Raw genomic sequence first — 22919 nt, forward strand, 5'->3', positions numbered from 1 at the left:
AGAATAACCTCCAACCTCCAACCTCCAACCGGTAGACTGCGCGGGAGCTGCGGGCAGGGGGTGACCAACGATGGGCGATGAGCTGCGGGCGGACCAGTTCCGAACGGAGGCGGCGTCGCCGCGGGGGTTTCGGCAGGTGTACGTGCGGGAGGGGGTCGGCGGGGTTCCGCTGCTCCTGGTGCACGGCTGGCCGGAGACGAAACGGATCTGGTGGCGCAACATCGCGCCGCTGGCGGCGGCCGGCTTCGAGGTGATAGCGCCGGACCTGCGCGGGTTCGGCGATTCGGACGTGGGGCCGGACGGCTTCCACGATGTGCCCTCGCACGCGCGGGACCTGTACGCGCTGGTGCGCGGTCATCTCGGGCACGAGCGGGTGGTAGCGGTGGGCGGCGACCTCGGCGGGCCGGTCATCCAGGACCTTTCGCTCCGGTTCCCGGGGTTCGTCGAGCGGATGGTGCTGTTCAATTCGCCGCTGCCGTACGACCGCGAGCGGATGGCGGGGCTGCGGACGCGGCCGCCGCGGGAGGCGTCGGATTACTTCGTGCCGCAGGGGACGGACGCGGACGCGCTGGCGGCCGAGCTGGCGACGCCGGAGATGCGGCGGCGGTACATCGCGACCTTCTACACGTCGAGGTTCTGGGCACACCCCGGCGCCTTCGCCCCGGAGGAGGTCGACTTCATGACGGAGCCGTTCGGCGACGGCGCGAAGCTGCGGGCGAGCTTCGGCGCGTACGAATCGACCTTCAGCGAGGCGGCGCGGAGCGAGCCGACGGCGATGGCGTGCCCGAACCCCACGCCGACACTGGTGCTGTTCGGGCCGAGCGACCACGTCATCTACCCGGATTTCGACCGGATGGCGGCGGCGGTGTTCCCGGAACACACCGGGCCGTTCCGGCTCCGCGACTGCGGGCACTTCGTACAGTGGGAAGCGGCGCACGCACTCAACTCGGCGGTGACGGCGTGGTGCGGCGACCTGCTGGCGGGACGGCGGCGTCAGTAGTTCCAGGTCCAGGATTGCTGGTACTGCCAGTTTGCCGTGTTCTCGATGTCGTAGGTGCCGAGGCTCCCGAAGTTCGTCCAGTTGGCGGACCAGAACGATGGTTCCGCCCCTTGATGCAGGTGCTGGCCGGCCCAGGGACAGGACGCGCTCTTCTCTTGCGCGACGGAGAAGCCGACTTCCGCCTTGCTGAAGGACCAGGACGGGCTCCCGCTGGCGTACACCCACCACTCCGGCGTCCACGTCCGGCTGTGGACGTAATGGATATCGCCCTTCGGAAAGTCGAAGGCGTCGAAGACGCGAAGCGTGACGCGAGAGCAGTGCCCCGTGTCGTTCTGCAGGATCTGCGCCCTGGCGATGGTGCCGGTTCCGCCGGAGCGGTAGCCGTACGAGCGCCAGAAGATGGGACGGTTGGGCGCCCACGACTGGTGTCCGTTCGCCCAGTCGAGTGCGTTGCCAGGCGTCGGCGGGTTCAAACACGTTTCGTGCCAGCTGCAGTTGAGGGCGGCGAACCGGGCCTCCGGACCGGGGTGAACCCGGAGTGTGAGGTATTCGGTGACGGCCGCGGCCTGGCGGGGGCCAGGCAGTGAGGTGGCGAATCCTGCGATGAACCCGGCGGTGAAGGTGAGCAGGGCGAGTAAGCGGGTCACGGCCGGGTCTCCCCGAAGATCGCCTCGGCGAACTGGAGCAAGAGCGGCAGCGGCATGTTGCCCTGCATCCACGTGAGCACGCCATCGCGATAGGTGACCAGCGCGGTGATGCCGACGCCGAGGTCCGGCAGGATGGGGACCGCTACCGCCGCAGGGGCACCCGCCACCTCCATCTCGCGCACCCGGGGCGCGGGCAGGTGCAGCGACACCGCAGGCGGCTCCCGGTCGACCACCACCCGGTTGACCGACAACGCTCCACCAAACGGGGCCAACCCGGGGATGACCGGCAGGGAGTACGACGCACTCGCGCCGACCGGGCCGCGGCCGCTGCAGGAGAGCACGTAGATGGCGTGGGGAGGCAACCCGCCCGGGATCGGATGGACCAGCGGGAGCTCGACCCGGCTCCCGCGCGTGACGGAGAGCTCGGAGTACCAGGCGGGGTCGTCGCACCACGCCGTCGGGTCGTAGAAGTCCCCTGCACCGGGGCCGATGTGGACCCCGGCGATCACTCCATCGAACCGCGGCAGCCGGAGGTCCGCCTCGTGGTAAGGAATCGCCCACCATGGCTTGCTCGTGTCCGGGTCGAGCGAGAGCCCGGTATACGGGTCAACGGCAGCGGCCTGGGTCGCGGTTGGGGCAGCGGCTGTCGGGGTTGCGGTTGGGGCGGCAGGCGTCCCCACTGCGGCCGCGGGCGGTGAGCCCTCCTCCCCGCCAATTTGGCGGCCAAGCGCGAAGCCCGCCGCTCCCAACACGAGGGCGACGAGCGCCGCTCCGATGACGACGCGTGCACGCGACATCGTCATACCACTCCTCCTGTTCGGGTTATCGCCTAGCGTAGCACGCGGCGCGGGGGCGTCAGTAGTTCCAGGTCCAGGACTGACGGTACTGCCAGTTCGCGAGGGAGAAGACGGGGTAGCTCGAGCCGGGCGAGAGGAAATTGCCCCAGTTCACCTCCCACCAAGTTCCGACGCGGTCCTGGTGGAGATGGGGAGCTGTCCACAAGCCGCTGTTGATACAGGTTTGATTCTCGAGGGCGAGGGTGAAGCCCACCACCACGTTGGTCGATGCCCACGAGGGGCTCCCAGCGATGGAAAAGCTCCAGCCCGGAGTCCATGTGCCGCTGTGCGAGTACCGCACAGATCCTTTGGGGAAGTTGAACACATCTTTGACCGAGACGGCAACTGCGGTGCAGGTCATCCCTTGTTCCTGAACGATGGTGCCGAGGGCCACCGACCCGGTTCCGACGGAGCGCCAACCCCAAGAGCGCCAGCGGACATCGGCGTTGGGCCCATTGTTCCAGTCGAGCGCCGACCCTGGTGTGGGCGGGGAGGTGCAAGCGCCGTGCCAGCTGCAGTTGAGTACCGCGTTCGCGGCTGCCGGACCCGGGTGGACCTGGAGCGTGACGTTCTCGGTTACTGCGCCGGCGGGGCCCGGCCGCGACGGGAACGGGAGGGCGCCCAGCAGGACGCCGAGGCCGAAGACGGCGAGGAGCACGAGTCGGCGGACCGTCAGCATGGGAGCCTCCTCAGCGCGGCTGCAGGACCTGTTCGGCGAGGACCAGGAGGTCAGCGAGGGGGAGACCGGCCGAGCGGATGACGGTCACGATGCCGTCCCGGTAGACGACGACCGCTCCATCGTGCCAGCCGATGTGCGGGAGGGGCGGCACGGCGACGACGGCGGGGCCTCCCGCAACCGTCATCTCGCGCACCCGCGGGGCGCGCAGGTCGACCGGGGCAACGGGTTCGGCCGGGTCGAACGGCTCGTACCGCATCAGGAAGAGAGAGCCGCCGTACCAGCCGCGCTCGGGGGCGGTATGCACGAAGTACTCCGCCTCGGCACCCCGGAGCGTCCCATCAGCGCAATAGAGGACCATCGCCCGCACGGGCTCGGCTGCCCCGCGGAGCAGTTCCGGGAGGGTGACGTCGAACGGCGTTCCCTGCGACGCTGCCGCGTCTTCGGTGTACCCGCCGGGCGGGCACTGGCGCACGAACTCGAGGGAAGGGTCGCCCGCTCGCCTGATGGTCACCCCGGCGAGCTTGCCCTCGAAGAACGGGAGCCGCGCTTCCGCCTCGAGGTAGGGCAGAGCCCAGAATGGTTTCGTGCGGTCCGGGTCGAGCGGCAGCCCGGTCACCGGGTCGTTGCCCCCGACCGTGGGGGCTACGGGCACATCGCGGGGCGGAGCGGGCTGCCTCCCGTCCTCACCCGCAGCCGGCGACGGGGTGGCGGGTGCGGCGCCGCCGCCCTCGGCGGCTGCGGGAGCGGCGTCATCGCCGCCGACGAGCACCCGCCCGGCGATAAACCCGCCGAGGAGGAAAAGGGCCAGGACGCCGAGGCTGCCGGCCAGCAGGAGGAGGCGGCGGGGTCGACGTTCGTTCATCGGTTCACCTCCCGTCGGTGATGTCGGTCGACCAGGCCATCGATGGGTGACGGGAAACCGACCGGAGGAGCGACGGGGTCGGTCACGGGTCGGCCGCGTCACCTGAGTTTGCGGAGACGGTAGCAAAACCGGGGGGGGGTGTCAACACAGGATGTCGTACGAACCGGCGTTGAGCAGAGCGCCCCCGGAGCCGGACCGTCAGCCCGTCTCGCGGGCTGCGCACTGCGACCGGAGTTCGCGCTCGGAGGCAGTTTCGGGGCGGGCGCGGCCGCGGGTTTTCGGGGCGGGCGCCGGCTGCGGCGGAGGCGCGGCCTCGCGGGCGGCACGCGCATCGATGCGGGCGGCTGCGGCTGCGGCGCGGCGGGCGACGGCATCGGCGCCGCTGCGTCCGTTGGCCCCCGGGACGGGGCGGATGGTCCCCGCCGGTGCTGCGCCGGCGGGTTGGCTGAGCGTTCCGGCGGCTTCGAGGAGAGGCCGGAGGTAGCGGCCGGTGAAGCTGGCTTCGCAGCGGGCCACCTCCTCCGGGGTGCCGGCGGCGATGAGCTGTCCGCCGCGGTCGCCGCCGAGGGGACCGAGGTCGATGATATGGTCGGCAGACTTGATGACGTCGAGGTGGTGCTCGATGACGACGACGGTGTTGCCGGCATCGACGAGGCGGTGGAGGACGTCGAGCAGGTGAGCGACATCCTGGAAGCTCAGGCCGGTGGTCGGTTCGTCGAGGACGTAGAGGGTGCGGCCGGTGGAGCGGCGGGAGAGCTCGGAGGCGAGTTTGATGCGCTGGGCTTCGCCGCCGGAGAGCGTGGTGGCGGGCTGACCGATTTTGATATAGCCGAGGCCGGTGGCTTCGAGGGTATCGAAGATGCGTTTGATGCGGGGGAAGCGTTCGAAGAACTCGACGGCCTCGGAGACGGTCATATCGAGGACTTCGGCGATGTTTTTGCCGCGGAAGGTGATTTCGAGGGCCTCGCGGTTGTAGCGCTTGCCGTGGCAGGCTTCGCAGGGGACGGTGACATCGGGGAGGAACTGCATCTCGACGACCTTGTAGCCGTCGCCGGCGCATTCTTCGCAGCGGCCGCCTTTGACGTTGAAGGAGAAGCGGCCGGCCTTGTAGCCGCGGGCGCGGGCTTCGGGAACGGAGGCGAAGAGGTCGCGGATGAGCGTGAAGGCGCCGGTGTAGGTGGCCGGGTTGGAGCGGGGGGTGCGGCCGATGGGCGACTGGTCGATATCGACGACCTTGTCGATGTACTCGAGGCCTTCGATGGCGTCGTGGGCGCCGGGGCGCTGGCGGGCGCCGTGGAGCACCTGCAGCGCGCGGGGCACGAGGATGTCGGTGATGAGGGAGGATTTGCCGGAGCCGGAGACGCCGGTGACGGCGACGAACTTGCCGAGGGGGATCTCGACGGTCAGGTTGCGAAGATTGTTCTCGCGGGCGCCGACGATGCGGAGGGCTTTGCCGTTGCCGGGGCGGCGCTTGCGCGGGACGGGGATCTGGCGGCGGCCGGAGAGGTAGGCGCCGGTGATGCTTTCGGGGTGCCCGAGGATGGCCGGGAGGGGGCCTTCGGCGACGACGCGGCCGCCGTGGATGCCGGCCCCGGGGCCCATATCGATGATCCAGTCGGCGGCCCGCATCATCGCTTCGTCGTGTTCGACGACGAGGACGGTGTTGCCGAGGTCGCGGAGGCGTTCGAGCGTGCGGATGAGCCGGTCGCCGTCGACCGGGTGGAGGCCGATGGAGGGTTCGTCGCAGATGTAGAGGACGCCCATGAGGGCAGATCCGATCTGGGTGGCGAGGCGGATGCGCTGGGATTCGCCGCCGGAGAGGGTGCCGGAGACGCGGTCGAGGGTGAGGTAATCGAGGCCGACGTCGACGAGAAATTCGAGGCGGGAGCGGATTTCTTTGAGAACCTGGACGGCGATCGCCTGCTCGCGCTGCGAGAGCGGGGTTTCGGGGCCGGCGAGGCGGTCGAACCAGGCGCGCGCCTCGGCGATGCTCATCGCGCTGACGTCGGCGATGGGGCGGCCGTCGATGAGCACGGCGAGGGCCTCGGGACGGAGCCGGCGGCCGCGGCACTCGGGGCAGGGGATGGCCGCCATGTACTTCTCGATGTCCTGCCGGACGTAGTCGGAGTCGGTCTCTTTGTAGCGGCGCTGGAGGTTGGGGATGACGCCCTCGTAGCGGGTGTCGTAGACCTGGGTGCGGCCGTACTGGTTGGTAAACCGGAGGCGGAGGAGGCGATCGCCGGTGCCGTAGAGGAGGGCGTGGAGCTGGGCGTCGGTGAGGTCGCTGATGGGGGTGTGGATGGTGAAGCCCTGGTCCTCGGCGACGGCTTCGAGCTGGCGGAGGTACCAGCCGGCGATGCTGGGGGACTTCGACCAGGGTTCGACGGCGCCCTCGGCGATGGACTTCGTCCGGTCGGGGATGACGAGGGCCGGGTCGATTTGCATTTCGACGCCGAGGCCGGTGCAGCGGGGACAGGCGCCGTGGGGACTGTTGAAGGAGAAGGTGCGGGGCTCGATCTCGCCGATGGAGGTGCCGTCGTAGGGGCAGGCGAAATGCTCGGAGAAGATGCGCTCGGCCGGGGGTTCGGGCGCGCCGGCGGGAGCGCCGCCGGCGGTGGCGACGATCATGACGCCCTGGCCGACTTTGAGGGCCTGCTCGACGGAGTCGGCGATGCGGCTGGCGGCTGCCGGGTCGCTGCCGGGCTCCGGGACGACGAGGCGGTCGACGACGACGTCGATGTCGTGGCGCTTCTTCTTGTCGAGGGCGGGCACCTCTTCGATGTCGTAGACCTGGCCATCGACGCGGACGCGGACGAAGCCGGCGCGGCGGGCTTCATCGAAGATGCCGGCGTGCTCGCCCTTCTTCGCGCGGGCGACGGGGGCAAGGAGGAGAAGGCGCGAGCCGGGGGGATAGGCGAGGGTCGCGTCGACGATTTGCTGAACGGTCTGGCGCTCGATGGGGCGGCCGCAGACGGGGCAGTGGGGCCGGCCGGCGCGCGCCCAGAGGAGGCGCATGTAGTCGTAGATCTCGGTGACGGTGCCGACGGTGGAGCGGGGGTTGTTGGAGGTGGACTTCTGGTCGATGGAGATGGCGGGCGAGAGGCCGTCGATGTGGTCGACGTCGGGCTTCTCCATGAGGCCGAGGAACTGGCGGGCGTAGGCGGAGAGGGATTCGACGTAGCGGCGCTGGCCTTCGGCGTAGATGGTGTCGAAGGCGAGGGAGGATTTGCCGGAGCCGGAGAGGCCGGTGATGACGACGAGTTTGTCGCGGGGGATGCGGACGTCGATGTTCTTGAGGTTATGTTCGCGAGCGCCGCGGACGACGATGTGGTCGAGTGGCACGGTCGGCCTTTCGGGGAGGTGAGGGCTCGGGCGGCGCGGGGGCGCCCGGAATCGAGTGTAGCGCCCGCCGGGACTTCGGGATGGTAGCGAAGGGAAGAACGTTTGTTCAAGTGGCGGGAGGTGCGCGGAAGGCGGGGCGGGGTGATGCTACGCGGCGTGCAGGCGCTGCTGCTGGGTGCCGTGCTGCTGGCGACGGTGGCGGCACTCTACCTGCGGCCGTTCGGCGCGCGGGACTGGCAGGTGGCGGCGGCGGGCGGAGCGGCAGCGTGGGCGCTGGGGCCGCTCGGGCTGCGCGGCGGGGCGGAGGTGGTGGCGGATGCGGCGAACATCCTCGCGTTCTTCCTCGGGCTCATGCTCATCGCGGCGGGGGCAGAGGCGGCGGGGCTGTACGCGCGGGTGGCCGCGCTGCTGGCCGCGCGGGGGACGGCCCGGGGCCGGGTCGGCATCGTGCTGCTGACGGGCGCGGGGATCACGGCGGTGCTCTCGAACGATGCGACGCCGCTGGTGCTCACGCCGGCGATCTTCGCGGCCGGCGCGGCCGGGGCGCGGTCGACCACGGACGCGGCCTTCGCGGCGACGTTCATCGCGGACGGCGCAAGCCTGCTGCTGCCGGTGAGCAACCCCGTGAACCTGCTCTTCTTCGAGCGGTTCGACCTGGGGTTCGGGGGCTACCTGCGGACCGTGACGCCGGCAGCGCTGGCCGGGGCGGCAGCGATGATGCTGGCGACGTGGCGGCGCTCCGGGACGGGCCGGGCCGACGATGCGGGCGCGCCGCGGCGGCTGGCGGTCGGGCGGCCGGCGGCGCCGGCGCTGGCGGTCGTGACCGGTCTGGCGGCGGCCTACGTGGCGGCGGGGGTGCTCGATTTCCCGCTGGGCGCAGTGACGCTGGCGGGCGGGGCCGCGATGGCCGCGGCGGCGCGGCTCGGGGGGCCGATCGACGGGACGCAGTACCGGCGGCACGTGGCGCCGGGGGTGCTGGTGTTCGTCGCCGGGCTGCTGTTGCTGGTCGAAAACGTGGTCGCCGCCGGCGCGCTCGACTGGCTGGCAGGGCTGCTCGGCTGGCTGGAGGCGCGGCCGGCGCTGGTGACGGTGGCCGGGGGCGCACTGGTGGCGGCAGTGCTCGCGAACCTGATGAACAACTGGCCGGCGGCGCTGCTGCTGGCGGCGACGATCGGTTCGCGGCCGGGCGACCACGAGGCGCTCGTCGTGGGCACGCTCATCGGGGCCACGATCGGGGCGAATTTCACCGTCGTCGGGTCGCTCAGCACGGTGTTCTGGCTCAGCCTCGCGCGGCAGCACGGGGCGGACTACGGACCGGGACGGTACGCGCGGCGGGCGTTCTGGCCGACGCTGGCGGCGGTCACCGCGGCGGCGGCGGCGGGAGCGGCGGCCGTCGGCTGGAGCTAGCGGCGAACCCGGTAGCGGCAGTAGAGCTCGCCGGTTTCCTCGTTGGGCACGGCGGAGACGAGTTCGAGCTGCTTCATGGTGCGGCGGGTGAAGGGCCGCTCGCCTTCGACGGGGGTAAGCGTGTCGCGGCCGGCGACGATGCGGGGGCCGATGGTCATGAACAGCTCATCGACCGCGCCGATGGCGAAGAGGCCCGCGTTGACCATGGGGCCGCCTTCGCAGAGGAGGAGCGAGGCGCCGAGGTCGTCCCGCATGTGGCGGAGCATGGCGGCGAGGTCGTTCCGCTTCGGCAGGATGACGACCTGCCGGCCGGTGGCGCGAACGGCGGCGATCTTCGCGGCAGGAGCGCCGCGGGCGATGTAGACCACGGCGTCGAAATCGCTGGCGGTGAAGAAGATGCGGTCGAGGGGGAGGTCGGCAGTGGCGGTGATGGTCGCGGCGATGGGAAGGCCTTCCCGGCCGCGGGCAGCGCGGACCTGTTCGAGGAGGGGGTCGCCGAGGCGGGAGGAGGAGCCGCTGGCGCGGAGGGTGTTCGCGCCGTTGAGGACGACATCGGCGTGGACGCGCAGTTCGCGCATGAGGCGCTGGTCGACCTTCGAGCCGAGGCCCTGTTCGGTGCCGTCGACGACGACCTTGCCGTCGACGGACATGACCATGTTGATGACGACGTAGGGGCGGCCTTCCGGCGGCGGCGGGAATTCGAGGACGGTGTAATCGGGCTTGGGCATGGCGTGATGCTACTGGAAGCGGCGGAAGATGGCGGCGAGGAGCGAGAGGCCCAGCGAGAGGAGGAGCATGGTGGTGATAGGGATATAGATGCGGGTGGAGCCGGTTTCGATGCGGATGTCGCCGGGGAGGCGGCCGAACCAGCCGAACGCGCCGGCGGCGACGAGGCTGCCGATAACGACGAGCAGCACGCCGAGGATGACGATGACGAGGCCGAGGCTGCGCGGGTCCATCGGGCGCTGGTCAGGGCGCGGGGTCGAGGTCGGCGGCAGGGTCGAGCGGGCGGTAGTAGCAGGAGCTGTGCCCGGTGTGGCAGGCAGGGCCCGAGGGGCGGGCTTTGACGAGGAGGGAGTTCGCCTCGCAGTTCTTGGCGATGGAGACGAGGGCGAGCGTGTTGCCGCTCGTTTCGCCCTTCTGCCAGAGCTGGCCGCGGGAGCGGCTCCAGAAGGTGACGAGGCCGGTCTCGAGGGTGCGGCGAAGGGCTTCGGCATTCATGTAGGCGAGGATGAGCACCTCGCCGGTATCGGCGTCCTGGACGACAGCGGGCACAAGGCCGTCGGGCCCGAAGGTGAGCCGTTCGGCTTCGCTCACGGCGTGTCCTCCGCAGGCGGGACCGGGCGGACGGGGATGCCGCGGGCGGCGAGGTGTTCTTTCACCTGGCGGATGGAGTAGGTGCCGAAGTGGAAGATGCTGGCGGCGAGGACGGCATCGGCGCGGCCGTCGGTGAGGGCGGCGGCCATGTGCTCGGGGCCGCCGGCGCCGCCGGAGGCGATGACGGGCACCGGAACGGCCTCGGAGATGGCGCGGAGGAGTTCGACGTCGTAGCCCTGCTGGTGGCCATCGGTGTCCATGCTGGTCACGAGGAGTTCGCCGGCGCCGCGGCGGGCGGCTTCGACGGCCCATTCGACCGCGTCGAGGCCGGTGGGCATGCGGCCCCCGTGGGAGTAGACCTCCCACCTGCCGGGGACACCCTCGACCCGGCGCGCATCGATCGCGACGACGATGCACTGGCTGCCGAAGCGGTCGGCGCCGCTGTTGATGAGGTCGGGCTCCTGGATGGCGGCCGTGTTGATGCTGACCTTTTCGGCGCCGAGCTCGAGCATGATTTTCATGTCGGCCGTGGTGCGGATGCCCCCGCCGACGGTGAAGGGGATGAACACCTGCTCGGCGGTCGCGGCGACCATGTCGTAGGTGGTGACGCGGTCCTCTGCCGAGGCGGTGATATCGAGGAAGACGAGCTCATCAGCGCCTTCCTCTTCGTACCGGCGGGCGAGTTCGACGGGGTCGCCGGCGTCGCGCAGCTGGACGAAGGAGACGCCTTTGACGACGCGGCCACGGTCGACGTCGAAGCAGGGGATGATGCGCCGGGTGAGCATGGTTCGATTGTCGGGTTTGGGGCCGGGCGCTGTCGACCGCGCGCCCGGTGCCGGCATGTAGCTACACCGCAGCTACAGCGGCGAGGGCCTCAGCGAGGGTGAAGCGGCGCTCGTAGAGGGAGGTGCCAACGATGGCGCCTTCGCAGCCGATGGCGGCGAGCTGGCGGAGGTGATCGAGGGCGGAGATGCCGCCGGAGGCGATGACGGGACAGCGAACGGCAGCGATGAGCTCGCGGTAGGCCTGGAAGTTCGGTTCGGAGAGGGTGCCGTCGCGGGAGATGTCGGTGAACATGATGCGGGCGACGCCGGCCGCGTCGAGCTCGCGGGCGAGGTCCAGCGCACGGACGTTGCTACCGTGTAGCCACCCATCGGTGCGGACCTCGCCGTCGCGGGCATCGATGCTGACGACGATGGCGGGGCCGAAGCGGCGGATGGCTTCGCGGGCGAGGGCCGGGTCTTTCACGGCGATGGACCCGAGCTGGACGCGGTCGGCGCCGCGGGCCAGGGCGGCCTCGATGGCTTCGAGCGTGCGGATGCCCCCGGAGACCTCGACGGGAATGGGAACGGCGCGGCAGATGGCCTCGATGACCGCCGAGTTGACGGGGCGGCCTTCGCGGGCGCCGTCGAGGTCGACCACGTGGAGGCGGGGGGCGCCTTCGGCTTCCCACTGGCGGGCGACCGCGGCCGGGTCGTCGCTGTAGGCGGTTTCGCGGGCGTAGTCGCCCTGGCGGAGGCGGACGCAGCGGCCGCCGCGAAGGTCGATGGCGGGGATAACTTCGAAGGTCACGGCGCGGCTGCGGCTGCGGGCATGGGCGCCCCTTCGCGCGCCCAGCGGACGAAGTTCGCATAGAAGCGGAGCCCGTCGCGGCCGCTCTTCTCGGGATGGCACTGCGTAGCCACCAGGTAGCCACGCGCGAGCACCGACGGGAAGCGCACGCCGTACTCGGTTTCGCCGAGGACGAGCGCAGGGTCGGGCGTGGTGGGGTGGTAGGAGTGGACGAAGTAGAAGTAGCTGCCCGAAGGGATGCCCTCCGTCACCGGGTGGTCGAACCGCCATTCGACAGTGTTCCAGCCCATGTGGGGGACTTTGAGGCCGGGGGCAGCCGGGAAGCGGCGGACTTCGCCGGGGAGGACGCCGAGGCACTCCTGGCCGCCTTCTTCGGACCGTTCGAGGAGCGCCTGGAGGCCCATGCAGACGCCGAGGAAGGGCCGGCCGGCGGCGATGTAGTCGCGGATCGGTTCGATGAGGCCGCGCTCGCGGAGGTTGCGCATCGTATCGGCGGCGGCGCCTACCCCGGGCAGGACGAGGGCGCCGGCAGCAGCGATCTCGGCCGGGTCGGCGGACACGATGGGGTCGGCGCCGACGTGGGCGAGGGCGCGGGCGACGCTGCGGAGGTTGCCGGCGTCGTAATCGATGACGACCACGCGGTCGCGCATGGGGCGAGTGTATCACGGAGGGCCCGGCGATCCGGGGCTATACTTTCGGGCCATGCGCGAGGTGCCGAAGACCCAGTACGAGGCGCGGCTGCGGAGCGAGGAGCTGCGGTCGCTCATCAACTATCACAACCGCCTGTACTACGAGCTGAACCAGCCGGAAATCTCCGACGAGGTCTACGACGACCTGATGAACGAGCTCCGGGCGATCGAGGCGGCGTACCCGGAGCTGATTACGCCGGACTCGCCGACGCAGCGGGTGGGCGGCGCGCCGCTGCCGACGTTCGAGGTGGTGGAGCACCGGCTGCCGCTCCTGAGCCTTTCGAACTGCTTCAGCGAGGAGGAGCTGCGGGCGTGGCACCGGCGGGCGGCGGAACGGCTGGGCTCGGACGCGTTCGCGCTGGTAACCGAGCCGAAGATCGACGGGCTGGCGATTGCGCTGGTGTACGAGCGCGGGCGGTTCGTGCAGGGCGCGACGCGGGGGGACGGCTACCACGGGGAGAACGTGACGGAGAACCTCCGGACGATTCCGACGATCCCGAAGCAGCTGCGGGGGAGCTACCCGGAGCGGTTCGAAGTGCGGGGGGAGGTGTACATGCCGCGGGCCGGGTTCGAGGCGCTCAACGAGGCGATCGGGGAGGAGAACCTGCGCCGGGAGAAGGAGGGGAAGCGGCCCCTCCCGCTGTACGCGAACCCGCGAAATGCGGCGGCGGGGGCGGTGCGGCAGAAGGACCCTTCGGTGACGGCGTCGCGGCCGCTGGCGATGTTCACCTACCAGCTGGGGTGGTGCGAGGGGAGCCACCCGGAGAGCCACTACGAAATCCTCGGCTGGCTGCGCGAGATGGGGTTCAACGTGAACCCCGAGGCGCGCCTCCATGCCGGCCTCGACGACGTGCTGCCGCGCGTCGCCTGGTGGGGACAGGAGCGGGAGCGGCTCGAGTACGACATCGACGGGGTGGTCATCAAGATCGACGACACGCGGGCGTGGGACCGGCTCGGCGCCGTGGGACGGGAGCCGCGCTGGGCGACGGCCTACAAGTTCCCGCCGCAGCAGCGGACGACCAAGCTGCTGGACATCCAGGTGAACGTGGGCCGGACCGGGGTGCTGACGCCGTTCGCGGTGCTGGAGCCCGTCGTGGTCGGCGGCGCGCGGGTGTCGCTGGCCACGCTCCACAACGAAGGCGACATCCGGCGGAAGGACATCCGCATCGGCGACACTGTCATCGTGCAGCGGGCGGGCGAGGTCATCCCGCAGGTGGTCGGGCCGGTGGTGCAGCTGCGGACGGGCGAGGAGCGGGAGTTCACGATGCCGGAGCGGTGCCCCGTGTGCGGGACGCCGGTCTCGCGGGACCCGGACCAGGCGGCAGTGTACTGCCCGAACGCGAGCTGCCCGGCGCAGCAGATTCGGCTCATCGAGCACTTCGGGAGCCGGGCGGCGATGGACATCGAAGGGCTGGGCGAGAAGATGGCCATCCAGCTCTACCAGCAGGGGCTGGTGCGGAACGTGGCCGACCTCTACGACCTGACGGTGGAGCAGCTGCGGCCGCTCTGGAAATCGGGGACGAAGACGGCGGAAGCGCTGGTGCGCAACATCCAGGCGAGCAAGGGGCGGCCGCTGCCGAACGTGCTGTTCGCGCTGGGCATTCGGCACGTCGGGTTCGAAACCGCGCGGCTGCTGGCCGAGCACATCGGCAGCCTCGCGGGGCTGCTCGATGTGAAGGCAGACGAGCTGCAGCAGGTCGAAGGCATCGGGCCGGTCGTCGCGGCGAGCATCGAGAGCTGGGTGCAGCGGCCGGAGAACCGGGCGATCGTCGAGCGGCTGGTGGCGGCCGGGGTGAACCCCACGTTCGAAAAGCCGGCGGGAGGCGCCGGCCCGCTCGAAGGGCTGACCATCGTCGTGACCGGGCGGCTGGAGCGGATGAGCCGGGGCGAGGCGGAAGACGCGATCCGGGCGCGCGGCGGGAAGGTGGGCAGCTCCGTGACGACGGCGACGGATTTTCTGGTGGTGGGCGCCGACGCGGGGTCGAAGCTGGCGAAGGCGGAGAAGCTGGGGACGCGGCAGCTGACGGAGGAGGAGTTCCTGGCGCTGCTGGAGCGGGGGCCCGCGGCACTTTCAGACGCTTAGGAAACGGTTTCGACCGTTCTTTGAGCGCGAAGCGGGCGGCGGTTCGCGGGCCGGGGTCATGGCCGGTATACTTCGAGTCTGACTATCCCCGCGGCTCCTCGCGGTTTTGCGCGACAGGTTCACGCCCTTGGCGTTTCCCAATATTTTCGGATCGTTATTCGGGTTTCTCTCGCACGACATCGCCATCGACCTCGGGACGGCGAATACGCTGGTGATGGTGAAGGGCCGCGGTATCGTCATCGACGAGCCGTCGGTCGTGGCCATCGACCGGACGACGAAGAAGATCCTCGCCATCGGAGCGGAGGCGAAGCGGATGGTGGGGCGGACGCCGGCGAACATCGTGGCGGTCCGGCCGCTGCGGGACGGGGTCATCTCGGACTTCGAGGTGACCGAGAAGATGCTGAGCTACTTCATCCGGGCGGTGCACGACCGGAGCTTCCTGGCGCAGCCGCGGGTGGTGGTGGGCATCCCGAGCGGCGTCACGGAGGTAGAGAAGCGGGCGGTCCACGACGCAGCGTTGAACGCGGGTGCGCGCGCCTGCTACCTGATCGAAGAGCCGATGGCGGCGGCAATCGGCGCCGGTTTACCGGTCATGGACGCGGCCGGGTGCATGATCGTCGACATCGGCGGCGGGACGACGGAGGTGGCGGTGATTTCGCTGGGGGGCATGGTCGTGAGCACCTCGATCCGCGTGGCCGGCGACGAGATGGACCAGGACATCATCGCCTACGCCCGGCAGGTGCATAACCTGCTCATCGGCGAACGGACGGCGGAGGAGATCAAGAAGCTGGCGGGTTCGGCGGCGCCGCTCGACCCGGAGGAAACGATCGAAATCCGGGGGCGCGACCTCGCCACGGGGCTGCCGAAATCGGTGGAGGTGAGCACGGTCGAAATCCGGGACGCGCTGGCGGGGTCGATCGCGGCGATCGTCGAGGCGGTGCGCTCCTCAATCGAAGTGACGCCGCCGGAGCTGGTGAGCGACCTGATGGCGCACGGCATCGCGCTGGCGGGCGGCGGGGCGCTGCTGCGGGGGCTCGACCGGCGGCTTTCGCAGGAGACGCGGTTCCCGGTGTACGTGGCGGAAGACCCGCTGCTCTGCGTCGTGCGCGGGGCCGGCGAAGTGCTCGAGGAATCGGCGCTGCTGGAGAAAGTGCAGTCGCAGCTGGTTTCGCGGCGGCCCGGGCGGTAGCATCGGGGTGCGCCTCGAGGGACCGTCATGCTCACGTTGAACCGGTACTCGTGGTGGCTGGGGGCCATGGTGGGGCTGGCGATCCTCCTCGGAGTCGCCGGGCAGGTGGGTGTGCTCAGCCCTGTGCAGGGCGTCTTCCTGCGGGTGACGGCGCCGTTCGAAGGGATCTTCACGGGCATCTTCCGGCCGGTCGCGGGGCTGCTGTCGAGCGCGGGCGAAGTGGATGACCTGCGGTCGGAGAACGCGCGGCTGCGCGTGGAAAACGAGGGGCTGCGGAACGAGCTGGCGCAGCGCCAGCAGGACGCCCAGCGCATCAAGGAGCTCGAAGCCGCGCTGGGGCTTGCGCAGGGCGATACCTCCCAGAGCAGGCTGGCGGCGAACGTGGTCCACCGCGACAGCTCCCCGTTCAGCGACGTCATCACCATCGACCGGGGTTCGAACGACGGCGTCGTGAAGGGGATGGTGGTCACCTCGACGCAGGGTTCGCTGATGGGCACGGTGACGCGGGTGACGCCGACGCGGTCGTTCGTGCGGCTCATCACGGATACGCGGAGCAACGTGCGGGCGGCGGTGCTGGGCGGCGAAGGCGCGGACGGCATCCTCCGGGGGAACCCGGGGCGCACGCTGACGCTCGACCTCGCGCAGGGCGACATCAAGGTGGGCGATACGATCATCACGGCAGGGCTGGGCGGCGCGTTCCCCTACGGCATCCCGATCGGCACGGTCACGTCGGTGGAGGGTTCGACGCAGGACCTGTTCCCGAAGGTGACGGTCGAGCCGATGACGCGGCTGGGCACGGCGACGACGGTCCTCGTGCTGATGAGCTTCGTGCCGGAGACGCTGGACACGGGGGCCGGCCGGTGAAGGCGCTCGGCTGGTTCGCGCTCGTGTTCCTCGCAGCGGTTGCGCAGGTGACGGTGGCGCCGCTCTTCCCGGTCGCGGGGGCGGTGCCCGAGCTGGTGCTGCTGATGATCTGCCTGGCGGGGGCGTTCAGCGGGCCGGGCCCGGTGATGGCGCTCACGCCGCTCGGGGCGCTGCTGCTGGGGATGATTTCGGACCGGGACCCGGGGCTGCTGCTGCTGGCGTACCTGCCGGTGGCGTTGATCGGCGCGCTGCTGGAAGACGCGCCGCTGCCGCTGGGGCACGCCAGCGCGCACGTACGCGATGACGCTGGGCGCGGGGCTGGCGGCGCGGACGGTGCTGGCGATCGGCGCGATGCTCGGCGGGGCGCCGGCGGCGTTCGGCGCGCTGGCGGCGGACGTGCTGCTGCCGGGACTTTTCGTGGATATGGTGCTGCTCACGATATGCTATGTGCCGCTGCGGCTGGCGGGACTCGAGGGGAGCGGGTTCCGGCTGCAGCGGGGAAGGTATTTCGCGAGCCTATGAGCCTGCTGGACGAGGGGCTGCGGACGCCGGCGGGGCCATCGCGCAACCGCCCCCACGGGAACGTGGCGGTGCTGCGGGCGTTCATCCTGCTGCTCTTCGGGGTGCTGACGTTGCGGCTCGTGGACATGCAGATCCTCCGGGGGGAGGAGTTCGCGCAGCGCTCGCGGGAGAACCACATCGTGCGGACGAACATCCTGCCGACGCGCGGCCTGATCACCGACCGGAACGGCGAGCCGCTGGTGAAGAACGTGGGGGTGTATTCGGCGACCATCCTGCCGGAGCTGCTGCCCGATTCGCAGGAGGCGCGCTACCGGATCTACCTGCGGCTGCAGGAGCTGATCGGGGTGTCGCCGCTGGAGGTGCAGACGCGCGTGGACGAGGCGATCGCCGCCGGGCGGGCGTACATCGCGATCCGGATCGCGACGAACCTGCCGCGGGAGGCTGCGCTGGCGCTCGAAGAGGCAGCCGTCGACCTGCCGGGGGTGAGCCTCGAGGTGACGCCCGGCCGCCAGTACATCGCGGGGCCGGCGTTCTCGCACATCCTCGGCTACATCGGGCCGCAGACGGCTGAGGAGGCCCGCGTGCTTCGGCAGCAGGGCTACCAGCTGAACGAGCCGGTGGGGAAGGACGGCATCGAGGCGTGGTACGAATCGGACCTGCGGGGGCAGATCGGCTACACGGCAGCCGAGCAGAATGCGCAGGGCAGGCTGATCACGCTGCTCGGGCGGCAGGACCCGGTCCCGGGGAACACGGTGCGGCTGAACATCGACGCCGGGCTGCAGCAGTACGTCGCCGAATTGCTGCAGGCCTCGATGGCGGACAACGGCAGCGGGTGGGGCGATGCGAAGCAGGCAGCCGCAGTGGTGATGAACGCGAAGACGGGGCAGGTGTACGCCATCGTTTCGATTCCGACGTATGACAACAACATCTACGCCGACGCGCAGCGGCGGGCGGCCGAGCTGGAGCGGATCCAGAACGACACGGTGACCTACACGCTGCTCAACAAGGCGCTGAACCCGGCAGCGCCGGGCTCGACCTTCAAGCTGGTGACGGCGACGGCCGGGCTGGCGGAGGGCAGCATCACGCCGAACACGACGTTCCAGATCGGCTGCAGCCTCGACATCAAAGGCGAGAACGACGTCATCTACAACTACCCGGACTGGCGCTGCCACAACATGCTGATGGACGTGCGGGCGGCGATCGCGTGGTCGTCGAACGTGTTCTTCTTCCTCACCTCGGGCGGCGACCTCGAGCGGCAGCGGGGGCTGGGGAAGGACGTCGAAACGTCCGGCGCGGTGCTGGCGGCGTGGGCGCGGAAGTTCGGCTTCGGGAAGCCGACGGGCATCGACCTCTTCGGCGAGGCGTCGGGCCGGGTGCCAGACCCGCAGTGGAAGCGGCGGACGAAGGTGGGCGAAGGGTTCGCGCCGGGCGAAAACGACTGGTTCCTCGGGGATACGTACAACACAGCGATCGGGCAGGGCGACGTGCTGGCGACGCCGCTCCAGATCGCGCGGATGACGGCCGCCATCGCCAACGGCGGGACGCTGCCGGTGCCGCACGTGGCGGACGCGATCATCGGGCCGGACGGCAAGGTGGTGCGGACGATTTCGCCGCAGGGCGAGACCATCGACGTCGACCCGCGCTGGCTGCAGGTGGTGCGGGAGGGGATGCTGGGCTCGGTGCAGTACGGCGCGGGCGCGCGCGCGGCGAGTTCGAAGACGACCGTCGCGGGGAAGACGGGGACGGCGGAGTTCTTCAAGCCGGACGGGACGAAGTCGCAGCACGCGTGGTTCACCGGGTTTGCGCCGTACAGCGACCCGGAGGTGGTGGTGACGGTGTACTTCGATATCGGCGTCGGCGGCGACAAGGCGGCGCCGGTGGCGGGGAAGATCATCGACTACTTCATGGAGCACGTGCGGCCGTGACGAGCGTGACGCTGGGCAACTTCGGCCGGGCGCGGGCGCGCACGTCGTTCTGGCGGGGCTGGGACCGGTTCGACTACGTGATGGTGGCGGCGGCGCTGGCGCTCGTGGGGTCCGGCCTGGCGCTCATCCACAGCGGGTCGCGGCCGTGGTACGACGGGCCGATCACGAGCCTCGCGAGCCCGGTGGCGAAGCAGGCGCTGTTCGCGGTGATCGGCATCGCCGTGATGCTGGGAATTTCGCGCGTGGACTACCACCGGTTCCTGCACTTCGCGTGGGTGTTCTACGCGCTCTCGATCGTGTCGCTGCTGGCGCTGTTCGCGCTGGGGAGCACGGCCTACGGGTCGACGCGGTGGTTCGACCTCGGGCCGGTGCAGGTGCAGCCGTCGGAGTTCGCGAAGCTGGCCGCGATCCTGTGCCTGGCGCGGTTCTTCTCAGAGCACGGTGGCGATGCGCGGGACGTGCGGTCGCTGCTGCTCTCGATGGCGATCGTGGCGCCGCTGGCGGGGCTGGTGTTCCTGCAGCCAGACCTCGGGACGAGCGTCGTCTTCGGAGGCATCTGGCTGGGCATCGTCGTGATTGCGGGAGCGAACCGGAGCCACCTGCTCATGATGGGGGCGATCTTCCTCGCGGTGCTGCCGTTCGCGTGGACGTTCGCGATTGCGGATTACCAGGTCGAGCGCGTGGCGGTGCTGGTCGACCCGAACGAAGACCCGCTGGATTCGGGGTACAACGTGCTGCAGTCGCAGATCGCGCTGGGTTCCGGGCAGCTGTTCGGCAAGGGGTACATGCAGGGCGACCAGACGCAGCTCGAGTACCTGAAGGTGGCGACGAAGGACTTCATCTTCAGCCTGCTGGGGGAGGAGTTCGGGTTCGCCGGGGCGATGGTCATCTTCGCGCTGTTCATTTTGCTGCTGATGCGCGGGGTGCGGGCGGCGCAGCTGGCGGGCGACACCGCGGGGCAGCTGGTAGCGGTGGGCATCACGATGCTGATCCTGATGCAGACGTTCATCAACGTGGCCGTGAACGTGAGCCTCTTCCCGGTGACGGGCATCCCGCTGCCGTTCGTGAGCCAGGGCGGTTCGTCACTCGTGAGCCTGTTCGCCTCGCTGGGGCTGCTGCAGAGCATCGTGATGCGGCACCGGTCGTACCGGCAGACGTGAGAGCCCGGCGGCTTCGAGGACCTCGGCGAGCGAGGCGGCGCGCAAAAGCCGCAGACCTTCGAGCGCGGGCGCGCCGGGGGGAACGACGGCCGCCTCGAGCCCGAGGCGGGCGAGTTCGGCGAGGCGCCGGCTGAGCTGGTGGACGGGCCGGAGCGCGCCGGAGAGGGCAACTTCGCCGAGGAAGGCCATGCCGCGGGGGAGGGGGCGGTCGTGGATGGCTGAGGCGAGGGCGAGGCATACCGCGAGGTCGGCGGCGGTGTCGCGGATGCGGAGGCCGCCGGAGACGCTGGCCGCGATATCGAGGGCGCCGGAGGGGATGCCGCCGCGGCGGGCGAGGACGGCGAGGAGGAGGTGGAGGCGGGCGGGCTCGATGCCGGCAGCGATGCGGCGGGGCGCGGCGAGCGCCGTCGGCACGGCGAGGGCCTGCACCTCGACGGCGAGGGGCCGGGAGCCTTCCATGACGGCGGTGACGGCGCAGCCGGAAGCGGCGGGGTCGTGGGGCGCGAGGAGAAGGCCCCCGGGGTTCTCGACGCTCTGGAGGCCGGCGCCGGTCATCTCGAAGAGGCCGAGTTCGTCGGTGGCGCCGAAGCGGTTCTTGACGGCGCGGAGGAGGCGGAGGACGCCGCCCTCGGCGGATTCGAAGTAGAGCACGACATCGACGAGGTGTTCGAGGAGGCGCGGGCCGGCGACGTCGCCGCTCTTCGTGACGTGGCCGGTGACGAGGGTGGCGGTCCCGGTGCCCTTGGCGAAGGCGAGGAGGCGGGCGCCGGCCTCGGCGAGCTGGGCGGGGCCGCCCGCGCGGGATTCGAGCCCCTCGACGGTGACGGCCTGGATGGAATCGACGATGAGGACGTCGACGCCAGCGGATTCGGCAGCCGCGAGGGCCGCTTCGATGCCCGGCTCTGGGATGAGATCGATCGGGGCGCCGGCGACGCCAAGGCGGGCGGCGCGCATGCGGACCTGGCGGGGCGATTCTTCGCCGCAGACGCAGGCGACGCGGAGGCCCTGCCCGGCGAGCGCGGCCGCCGCCTGCAGCATGAGGGTCGATTTGCCGATGCCCGGGTCGCCGCCGACGAGGACGAGCGAGCCGGGGACGATGCCGCCGCCGAGGACGCGGTCGAACTCGGGAATGCGGGTCGCGTGGCGGGCGGCGGTATCGCCTTCGACCTCGTCGAGGCGGAGGAGGCGGGCGGGCGCAGCCGCGGCGGGACGGCGGCCTGCCGGGCCGCTCCGGGGAGCCTCGGCGAAGGGTTCGAGGGTGTTCCACGCCTGGCAGCCGGCGCAGCGGCCGACGTAGGCGACGGCCGTCCAGCCGCAGGCGGAGCAGCGGTAGCCGCGTTCGGCGCGTGGCACCGGCCGAGTATAGGCCGCTCGGGCGACATGGGACGACGCGTCAGGGGGCGATGAAGAGAACGTCGCCGGGGCCGAGTTCGGGAATCTCGCCGGGCGGGACGTAGACGGCGCCAGCTGCCTCCGGGTAGTACCAGCGGACGGCCGGGCCGAGGTTGACGCCGCCGAAGACGGTGAGCCAGCCGGGGACGTTGCCGCCAGCGTAGACGGTGGTCCCGGGCGGGAGGTCGGGGTATTCGGCGCGCAGGGCATCGACCCAGCGCTGCTGTTCGCCCGGCCCCCAGCGGGTCCAGTCGGCGACGCGGTCATTGAGGGCGACGGCGGCGAGGATGATGGCGGCGACGCCGGCCGCGGCCGGGAGCGCGCGGGGGACGCGGGGGAACCGCTCCAGGAGGTCGGCGGCGAGGGTGGCGAGGCCGAGGGCGAGCCAGGGGATGGTGAAGTAGAGGTAGCGCGGGCCGATGCCGAGCTGATTCGGGGCGACGGCGAGGAGGGACAGGAGCGCGCCGCCGAGGAGGATGGCTGGCGGCCAGCGGCGGAGCGCTGCCGAACCGAGCGCGAGGAGCGGGACGACCGGGATGGAGAGCTGCTGGAGGGTATGCCGCCAGCCGGCCAGGCCGCCGAGCTGTTCGCGGAAGGGAAAGAGCAGGAATTCGAGGCAGGCGCGGTAGTTTCGCCACGTATGGCTGCCTCGCCAGTCAAAGATCTCGCGGTTGGCCAGGGGCTCGGTGAAGCCGCGGGTGCGGATGACGACGTAGAGCGCGGCCAGCGCGGCGAACGGCAGGAGCGGCAGCCAGGTTTCGCGGCGGCGGAGCTGCCAGCGGGCGGTGACCGCCACGTGCCAGGCAGCGAGGACCGGCACGGCGACCCACGCGCCTTCGCGGGTCATCGCACCGAGGGCGAGAAGGGCCGCGGAGAGGCCAACCAGCCGCCAGCGCACCGGCTGGCCGGGGGGCGTCGCGGCGAGGAAGGCGAGCCAGGCCACGAGGGCGAGCGGCAGCGCGAGGCTGTTCACGGAGGAAACCCAGGCCACCGCCTGGTACGGCCCGGGGTGGAGGGCGACGATGCCGGCGGCGATGACGCGGACCGGCGGCCGGGGGTCGATGCGGGCGGCGATCGCCCACGTGAGGACAACGGCTGCGAGGTGGCCCGCGAGGACGAGCAGGTGGTACGGCCAGCTGCGGCCGCCTGCGGCCGGTTCGAGCAGCTCGAAGGCCAGGAAGGCGAGCGGGCGCCAGAAGTCGCGCGTGAAGGGCAGGAGCGGCTCGCTGCTCCAGGGGGTAAACACGGCGCGGGCGTAGTCGGCCGTCGAAAGGTCGCGTGCGGCGACGAGGTAGAAGTAGTCGTCGAGCCAGAACGGGGAGGCGACAGCGGGGGCGTAACCAACGACGGCGGCGGAGAGGATGAGGGCGAGGGGCCAGCTCTGCCGGGCCGCCCGCGGGAGCCGTTCGCGCATCCGGCGGATTGTAGCCGAA

21 protein-coding genes are annotated in these 22919 nt (G+C 70.9%); 8 read left to right on the plus strand and 13 right to left on the minus strand.

The genetic code is table 11. The features are described 5' to 3' along the window. Positions 1-70: 70 nt before the first annotated feature. Positions 71-1000, plus strand: a complete 930-nt coding sequence (locus tag O0235_RS02915) for an alpha/beta fold hydrolase (protein WP_270057047.1) — start codon at positions 71-73, stop codon at positions 998-1000. Here O0235_RS02915 and O0235_RS02920 read toward each other — a convergent pair. From O0235_RS02920 to uvrA, 5 genes are all read right to left on the minus strand, one after another. Continuing rightward, on the minus strand, positions 994-1647 hold the full coding sequence (locus tag O0235_RS02920; protein WP_270057048.1) for a hypothetical protein: 654 nt from the start codon (positions 1645-1647) through the stop codon (positions 994-996). The genes O0235_RS02915 and O0235_RS02920 overlap by 7 nt on opposite strands. Beyond that, complete coding sequence (locus O0235_RS02925) at positions 1644-2444, minus strand: hypothetical protein (RefSeq protein WP_270057049.1); 801 nt, start codon at positions 2442-2444, stop codon at positions 1644-1646. The genes O0235_RS02920 and O0235_RS02925 overlap by 4 nt, the downstream gene beginning before the upstream one ends. A 58-nt stretch (positions 2445-2502) precedes the next feature. Continuing rightward, entirely contained in the window at positions 2503-3162 is a 660-nt protein-coding gene (locus O0235_RS02930; protein ID WP_270057050.1) for a hypothetical protein, read from the minus strand. Positions 3163-3172: 10 nt separating this feature from the next. Beyond that, positions 3173-4024, minus strand: a complete 852-nt coding sequence (locus O0235_RS02935) for a hypothetical protein (protein WP_270057051.1) — start codon at positions 4022-4024, stop codon at positions 3173-3175. A gap of 198 nt (positions 4025-4222) precedes the next feature. Beyond that, on the minus strand, positions 4223-7366 hold the full coding sequence (gene uvrA / locus O0235_RS02940; RefSeq protein WP_270057052.1) for an excinuclease ABC subunit UvrA: 3144 nt from the start codon (positions 7364-7366) through the stop codon (positions 4223-4225). Between the two features lie 144 nt (positions 7367-7510). Here uvrA and O0235_RS02945 point away from each other — a divergent pair, with 144 nt between their 5' ends. Continuing rightward, positions 7511-8773 (plus strand): SLC13 family permease, encoded by a 1263-nt coding sequence (locus O0235_RS02945; protein ID WP_270058032.1) that lies wholly within the window; start codon positions 7511-7513, stop codon positions 8771-8773. Here O0235_RS02945 and O0235_RS02950 read toward each other — a convergent pair. The 6 genes from O0235_RS02950 to hisH form a co-directional block, all read right to left on the minus strand. Next, the gene (locus O0235_RS02950; RefSeq protein ID WP_270057053.1) at positions 8770-9501 is read right to left on the minus strand and encodes a dihydrofolate reductase family protein; all 732 of its coding nucleotides are present in this window, start codon (positions 9499-9501) and stop codon (positions 8770-8772) included. The genes O0235_RS02945 and O0235_RS02950 overlap by 4 nt on opposite strands. Before the next feature lie 9 nt (positions 9502-9510). Then, the gene (locus O0235_RS02955) at positions 9511-9732 is read right to left on the minus strand and encodes a DUF2905 domain-containing protein (RefSeq protein WP_270057054.1); all 222 of its coding nucleotides are present in this window, start codon (positions 9730-9732) and stop codon (positions 9511-9513) included. Between the two features lie 10 nt (positions 9733-9742). After that, positions 9743-10090 (minus strand): phosphoribosyl-AMP cyclohydrolase, encoded by a 348-nt coding sequence (gene hisI / locus O0235_RS02960; protein WP_270057055.1) that lies wholly within the window; start codon positions 10088-10090, stop codon positions 9743-9745. Beyond that, positions 10087-10875, minus strand: a complete 789-nt coding sequence (gene hisF / locus O0235_RS02965; RefSeq protein WP_270057056.1) for an imidazole glycerol phosphate synthase subunit HisF — start codon at positions 10873-10875, stop codon at positions 10087-10089. The genes hisI and hisF overlap by 4 nt, the downstream gene beginning before the upstream one ends. A gap of 61 nt (positions 10876-10936) precedes the next feature. Next, entirely contained in the window at positions 10937-11662 is a 726-nt protein-coding gene (hisA, locus tag O0235_RS02970) for a 1-(5-phosphoribosyl)-5-[(5-phosphoribosylamino)methylideneamino]imidazole-4-carboxamide isomerase (RefSeq protein ID WP_270057057.1), read from the minus strand. Beyond that, a complete protein-coding gene (gene hisH / locus O0235_RS02975) occupies positions 11659-12312 on the minus strand; it encodes an imidazole glycerol phosphate synthase subunit HisH (RefSeq protein ID WP_270057058.1) in 654 nt (217 codons plus the stop codon). Before hisH ends, hisA begins: the two co-directional genes overlap by 4 nt. Positions 12313-12364: 52 nt before the next feature. Between hisH and ligA the strand changes: the two genes are divergently transcribed. From ligA to rodA, 6 genes are all read left to right on the plus strand, one after another. Next, complete coding sequence (gene ligA, locus O0235_RS02980) at positions 12365-14434, plus strand: NAD-dependent DNA ligase LigA (RefSeq protein ID WP_270057059.1); 2070 nt, start codon at positions 12365-12367, stop codon at positions 14432-14434. Between the two features lie 127 nt (positions 14435-14561). Beyond that, positions 14562-15623 carry a rod shape-determining protein gene (locus O0235_RS02985; RefSeq protein WP_098504569.1) on the plus strand — a complete coding sequence of 354 codons (1062 nt, stop codon included), beginning with the start codon at positions 14562-14564 and terminating at the stop codon, positions 15621-15623. A 27-nt stretch (positions 15624-15650) separates the two neighbouring features. Then, entirely contained in the window at positions 15651-16487 is an 837-nt protein-coding gene (gene mreC / locus O0235_RS02990; protein ID WP_270057060.1) for a rod shape-determining protein MreC, read from the plus strand. A 300-nt stretch (positions 16488-16787) separates the two neighbouring features. Continuing rightward, positions 16788-17009, plus strand: a complete 222-nt coding sequence (locus O0235_RS02995) for a hypothetical protein (protein WP_270057061.1) — start codon at positions 16788-16790, stop codon at positions 17007-17009. Beyond that, positions 17006-18934 carry a penicillin-binding protein 2 gene (gene mrdA / locus O0235_RS03000; RefSeq protein WP_270057062.1) on the plus strand — a complete coding sequence of 643 codons (1929 nt, stop codon included), beginning with the start codon at positions 17006-17008 and terminating at the stop codon, positions 18932-18934. Before O0235_RS02995 ends, mrdA begins: the two co-directional genes overlap by 4 nt. Then, entirely contained in the window at positions 18931-20094 is a 1164-nt protein-coding gene (rodA, locus tag O0235_RS03005; protein ID WP_270057063.1) for a rod shape-determining protein RodA, read from the plus strand. The genes mrdA and rodA overlap by 4 nt, the downstream gene beginning before the upstream one ends. On the opposite strand, the gene radA is transcribed toward rodA, so the two are convergent. Both radA and O0235_RS03015 read right to left on the minus strand, forming a co-directional pair. Further along, positions 20017-21447 (minus strand): DNA repair protein RadA, encoded by a 1431-nt coding sequence (gene radA, locus O0235_RS03010; RefSeq protein WP_270057064.1) that lies wholly within the window; start codon positions 21445-21447, stop codon positions 20017-20019. The two genes, rodA and radA, sit on opposite strands and share 78 nt — an antisense overlap. Before the next feature lie 40 nt (positions 21448-21487). Then, positions 21488-22900, minus strand: coding sequence for a hypothetical protein (locus O0235_RS03015; RefSeq protein WP_270057065.1), 1413 nt, complete (start codon positions 22898-22900; stop codon positions 21488-21490). Positions 22901-22919 lie beyond the last annotated feature (19 nt).

The sequence above is a fragment of the Tepidiforma flava genome (genome assembly GCF_027594505.1).
GTDB lineage: Bacteria > Chloroflexota > Dehalococcoidia > Tepidiformales > Tepidiformaceae > Tepidiforma > Tepidiforma flava.

Bases quoted from the DNA above. Each gene is read 5' to 3' on its own strand.
- O0235_RS02915 (WP_270057047.1), top strand. From the start codon at position 71: ATGGGCGATGAGCTGCGGGCGGACCAGTTCCGAACGGAGGCGGCGTCG.
- O0235_RS02925 (WP_270057049.1), bottom strand. From the start codon at position 2,444: ATGTCGCGTGCACGCGTCGTCATCGGAGCGGCGCTCGTCGCCCTCGTG.
- O0235_RS02930 (WP_270057050.1), bottom strand. From the start codon at position 3,162: ATGCTGACGGTCCGCCGACTCGTGCTCCTCGCCGTCTTCGGCCTCGGC.
- O0235_RS02935 (WP_270057051.1), bottom strand. From the start codon at position 4,024: ATGAACGAACGTCGACCCCGCCGCCTCCTCCTGCTGGCCGGCAGCCTC.
- O0235_RS02945 (WP_270058032.1), top strand. From the start codon at position 7,511: ATGCTACGCGGCGTGCAGGCGCTGCTGCTGGGTGCCGTGCTGCTGGCG.
- O0235_RS02950 (WP_270057053.1), bottom strand. From the start codon at position 9,501: ATGCCCAAGCCCGATTACACCGTCCTCGAATTCCCGCCGCCGCCGGAA.
- O0235_RS02955 (WP_270057054.1), bottom strand. From the start codon at position 9,732: ATGGACCCGCGCAGCCTCGGCCTCGTCATCGTCATCCTCGGCGTGCTG.
- hisF (WP_270057056.1), bottom strand. From the start codon at position 10,875: ATGCTCACCCGGCGCATCATCCCCTGCTTCGACGTCGACCGTGGCCGC.
- hisH (WP_270057058.1), bottom strand. From the start codon at position 12,312: ATGCGCGACCGCGTGGTCGTCATCGATTACGACGCCGGCAACCTCCGC.
- ligA (WP_270057059.1), top strand. From the start codon at position 12,365: ATGCGCGAGGTGCCGAAGACCCAGTACGAGGCGCGGCTGCGGAGCGAG.
- mreC (WP_270057060.1), top strand. From the start codon at position 15,651: ATGCTCACGTTGAACCGGTACTCGTGGTGGCTGGGGGCCATGGTGGGG.
- O0235_RS02995 (WP_270057061.1), top strand. From the start codon at position 16,788: ATGACGCTGGGCGCGGGGCTGGCGGCGCGGACGGTGCTGGCGATCGGC.
- mrdA (WP_270057062.1), top strand. From the start codon at position 17,006: ATGAGCCTGCTGGACGAGGGGCTGCGGACGCCGGCGGGGCCATCGCGC.
- O0235_RS03015 (WP_270057065.1), bottom strand. From the start codon at position 22,900: ATGCGCGAACGGCTCCCGCGGGCGGCCCGGCAGAGCTGGCCCCTCGCC.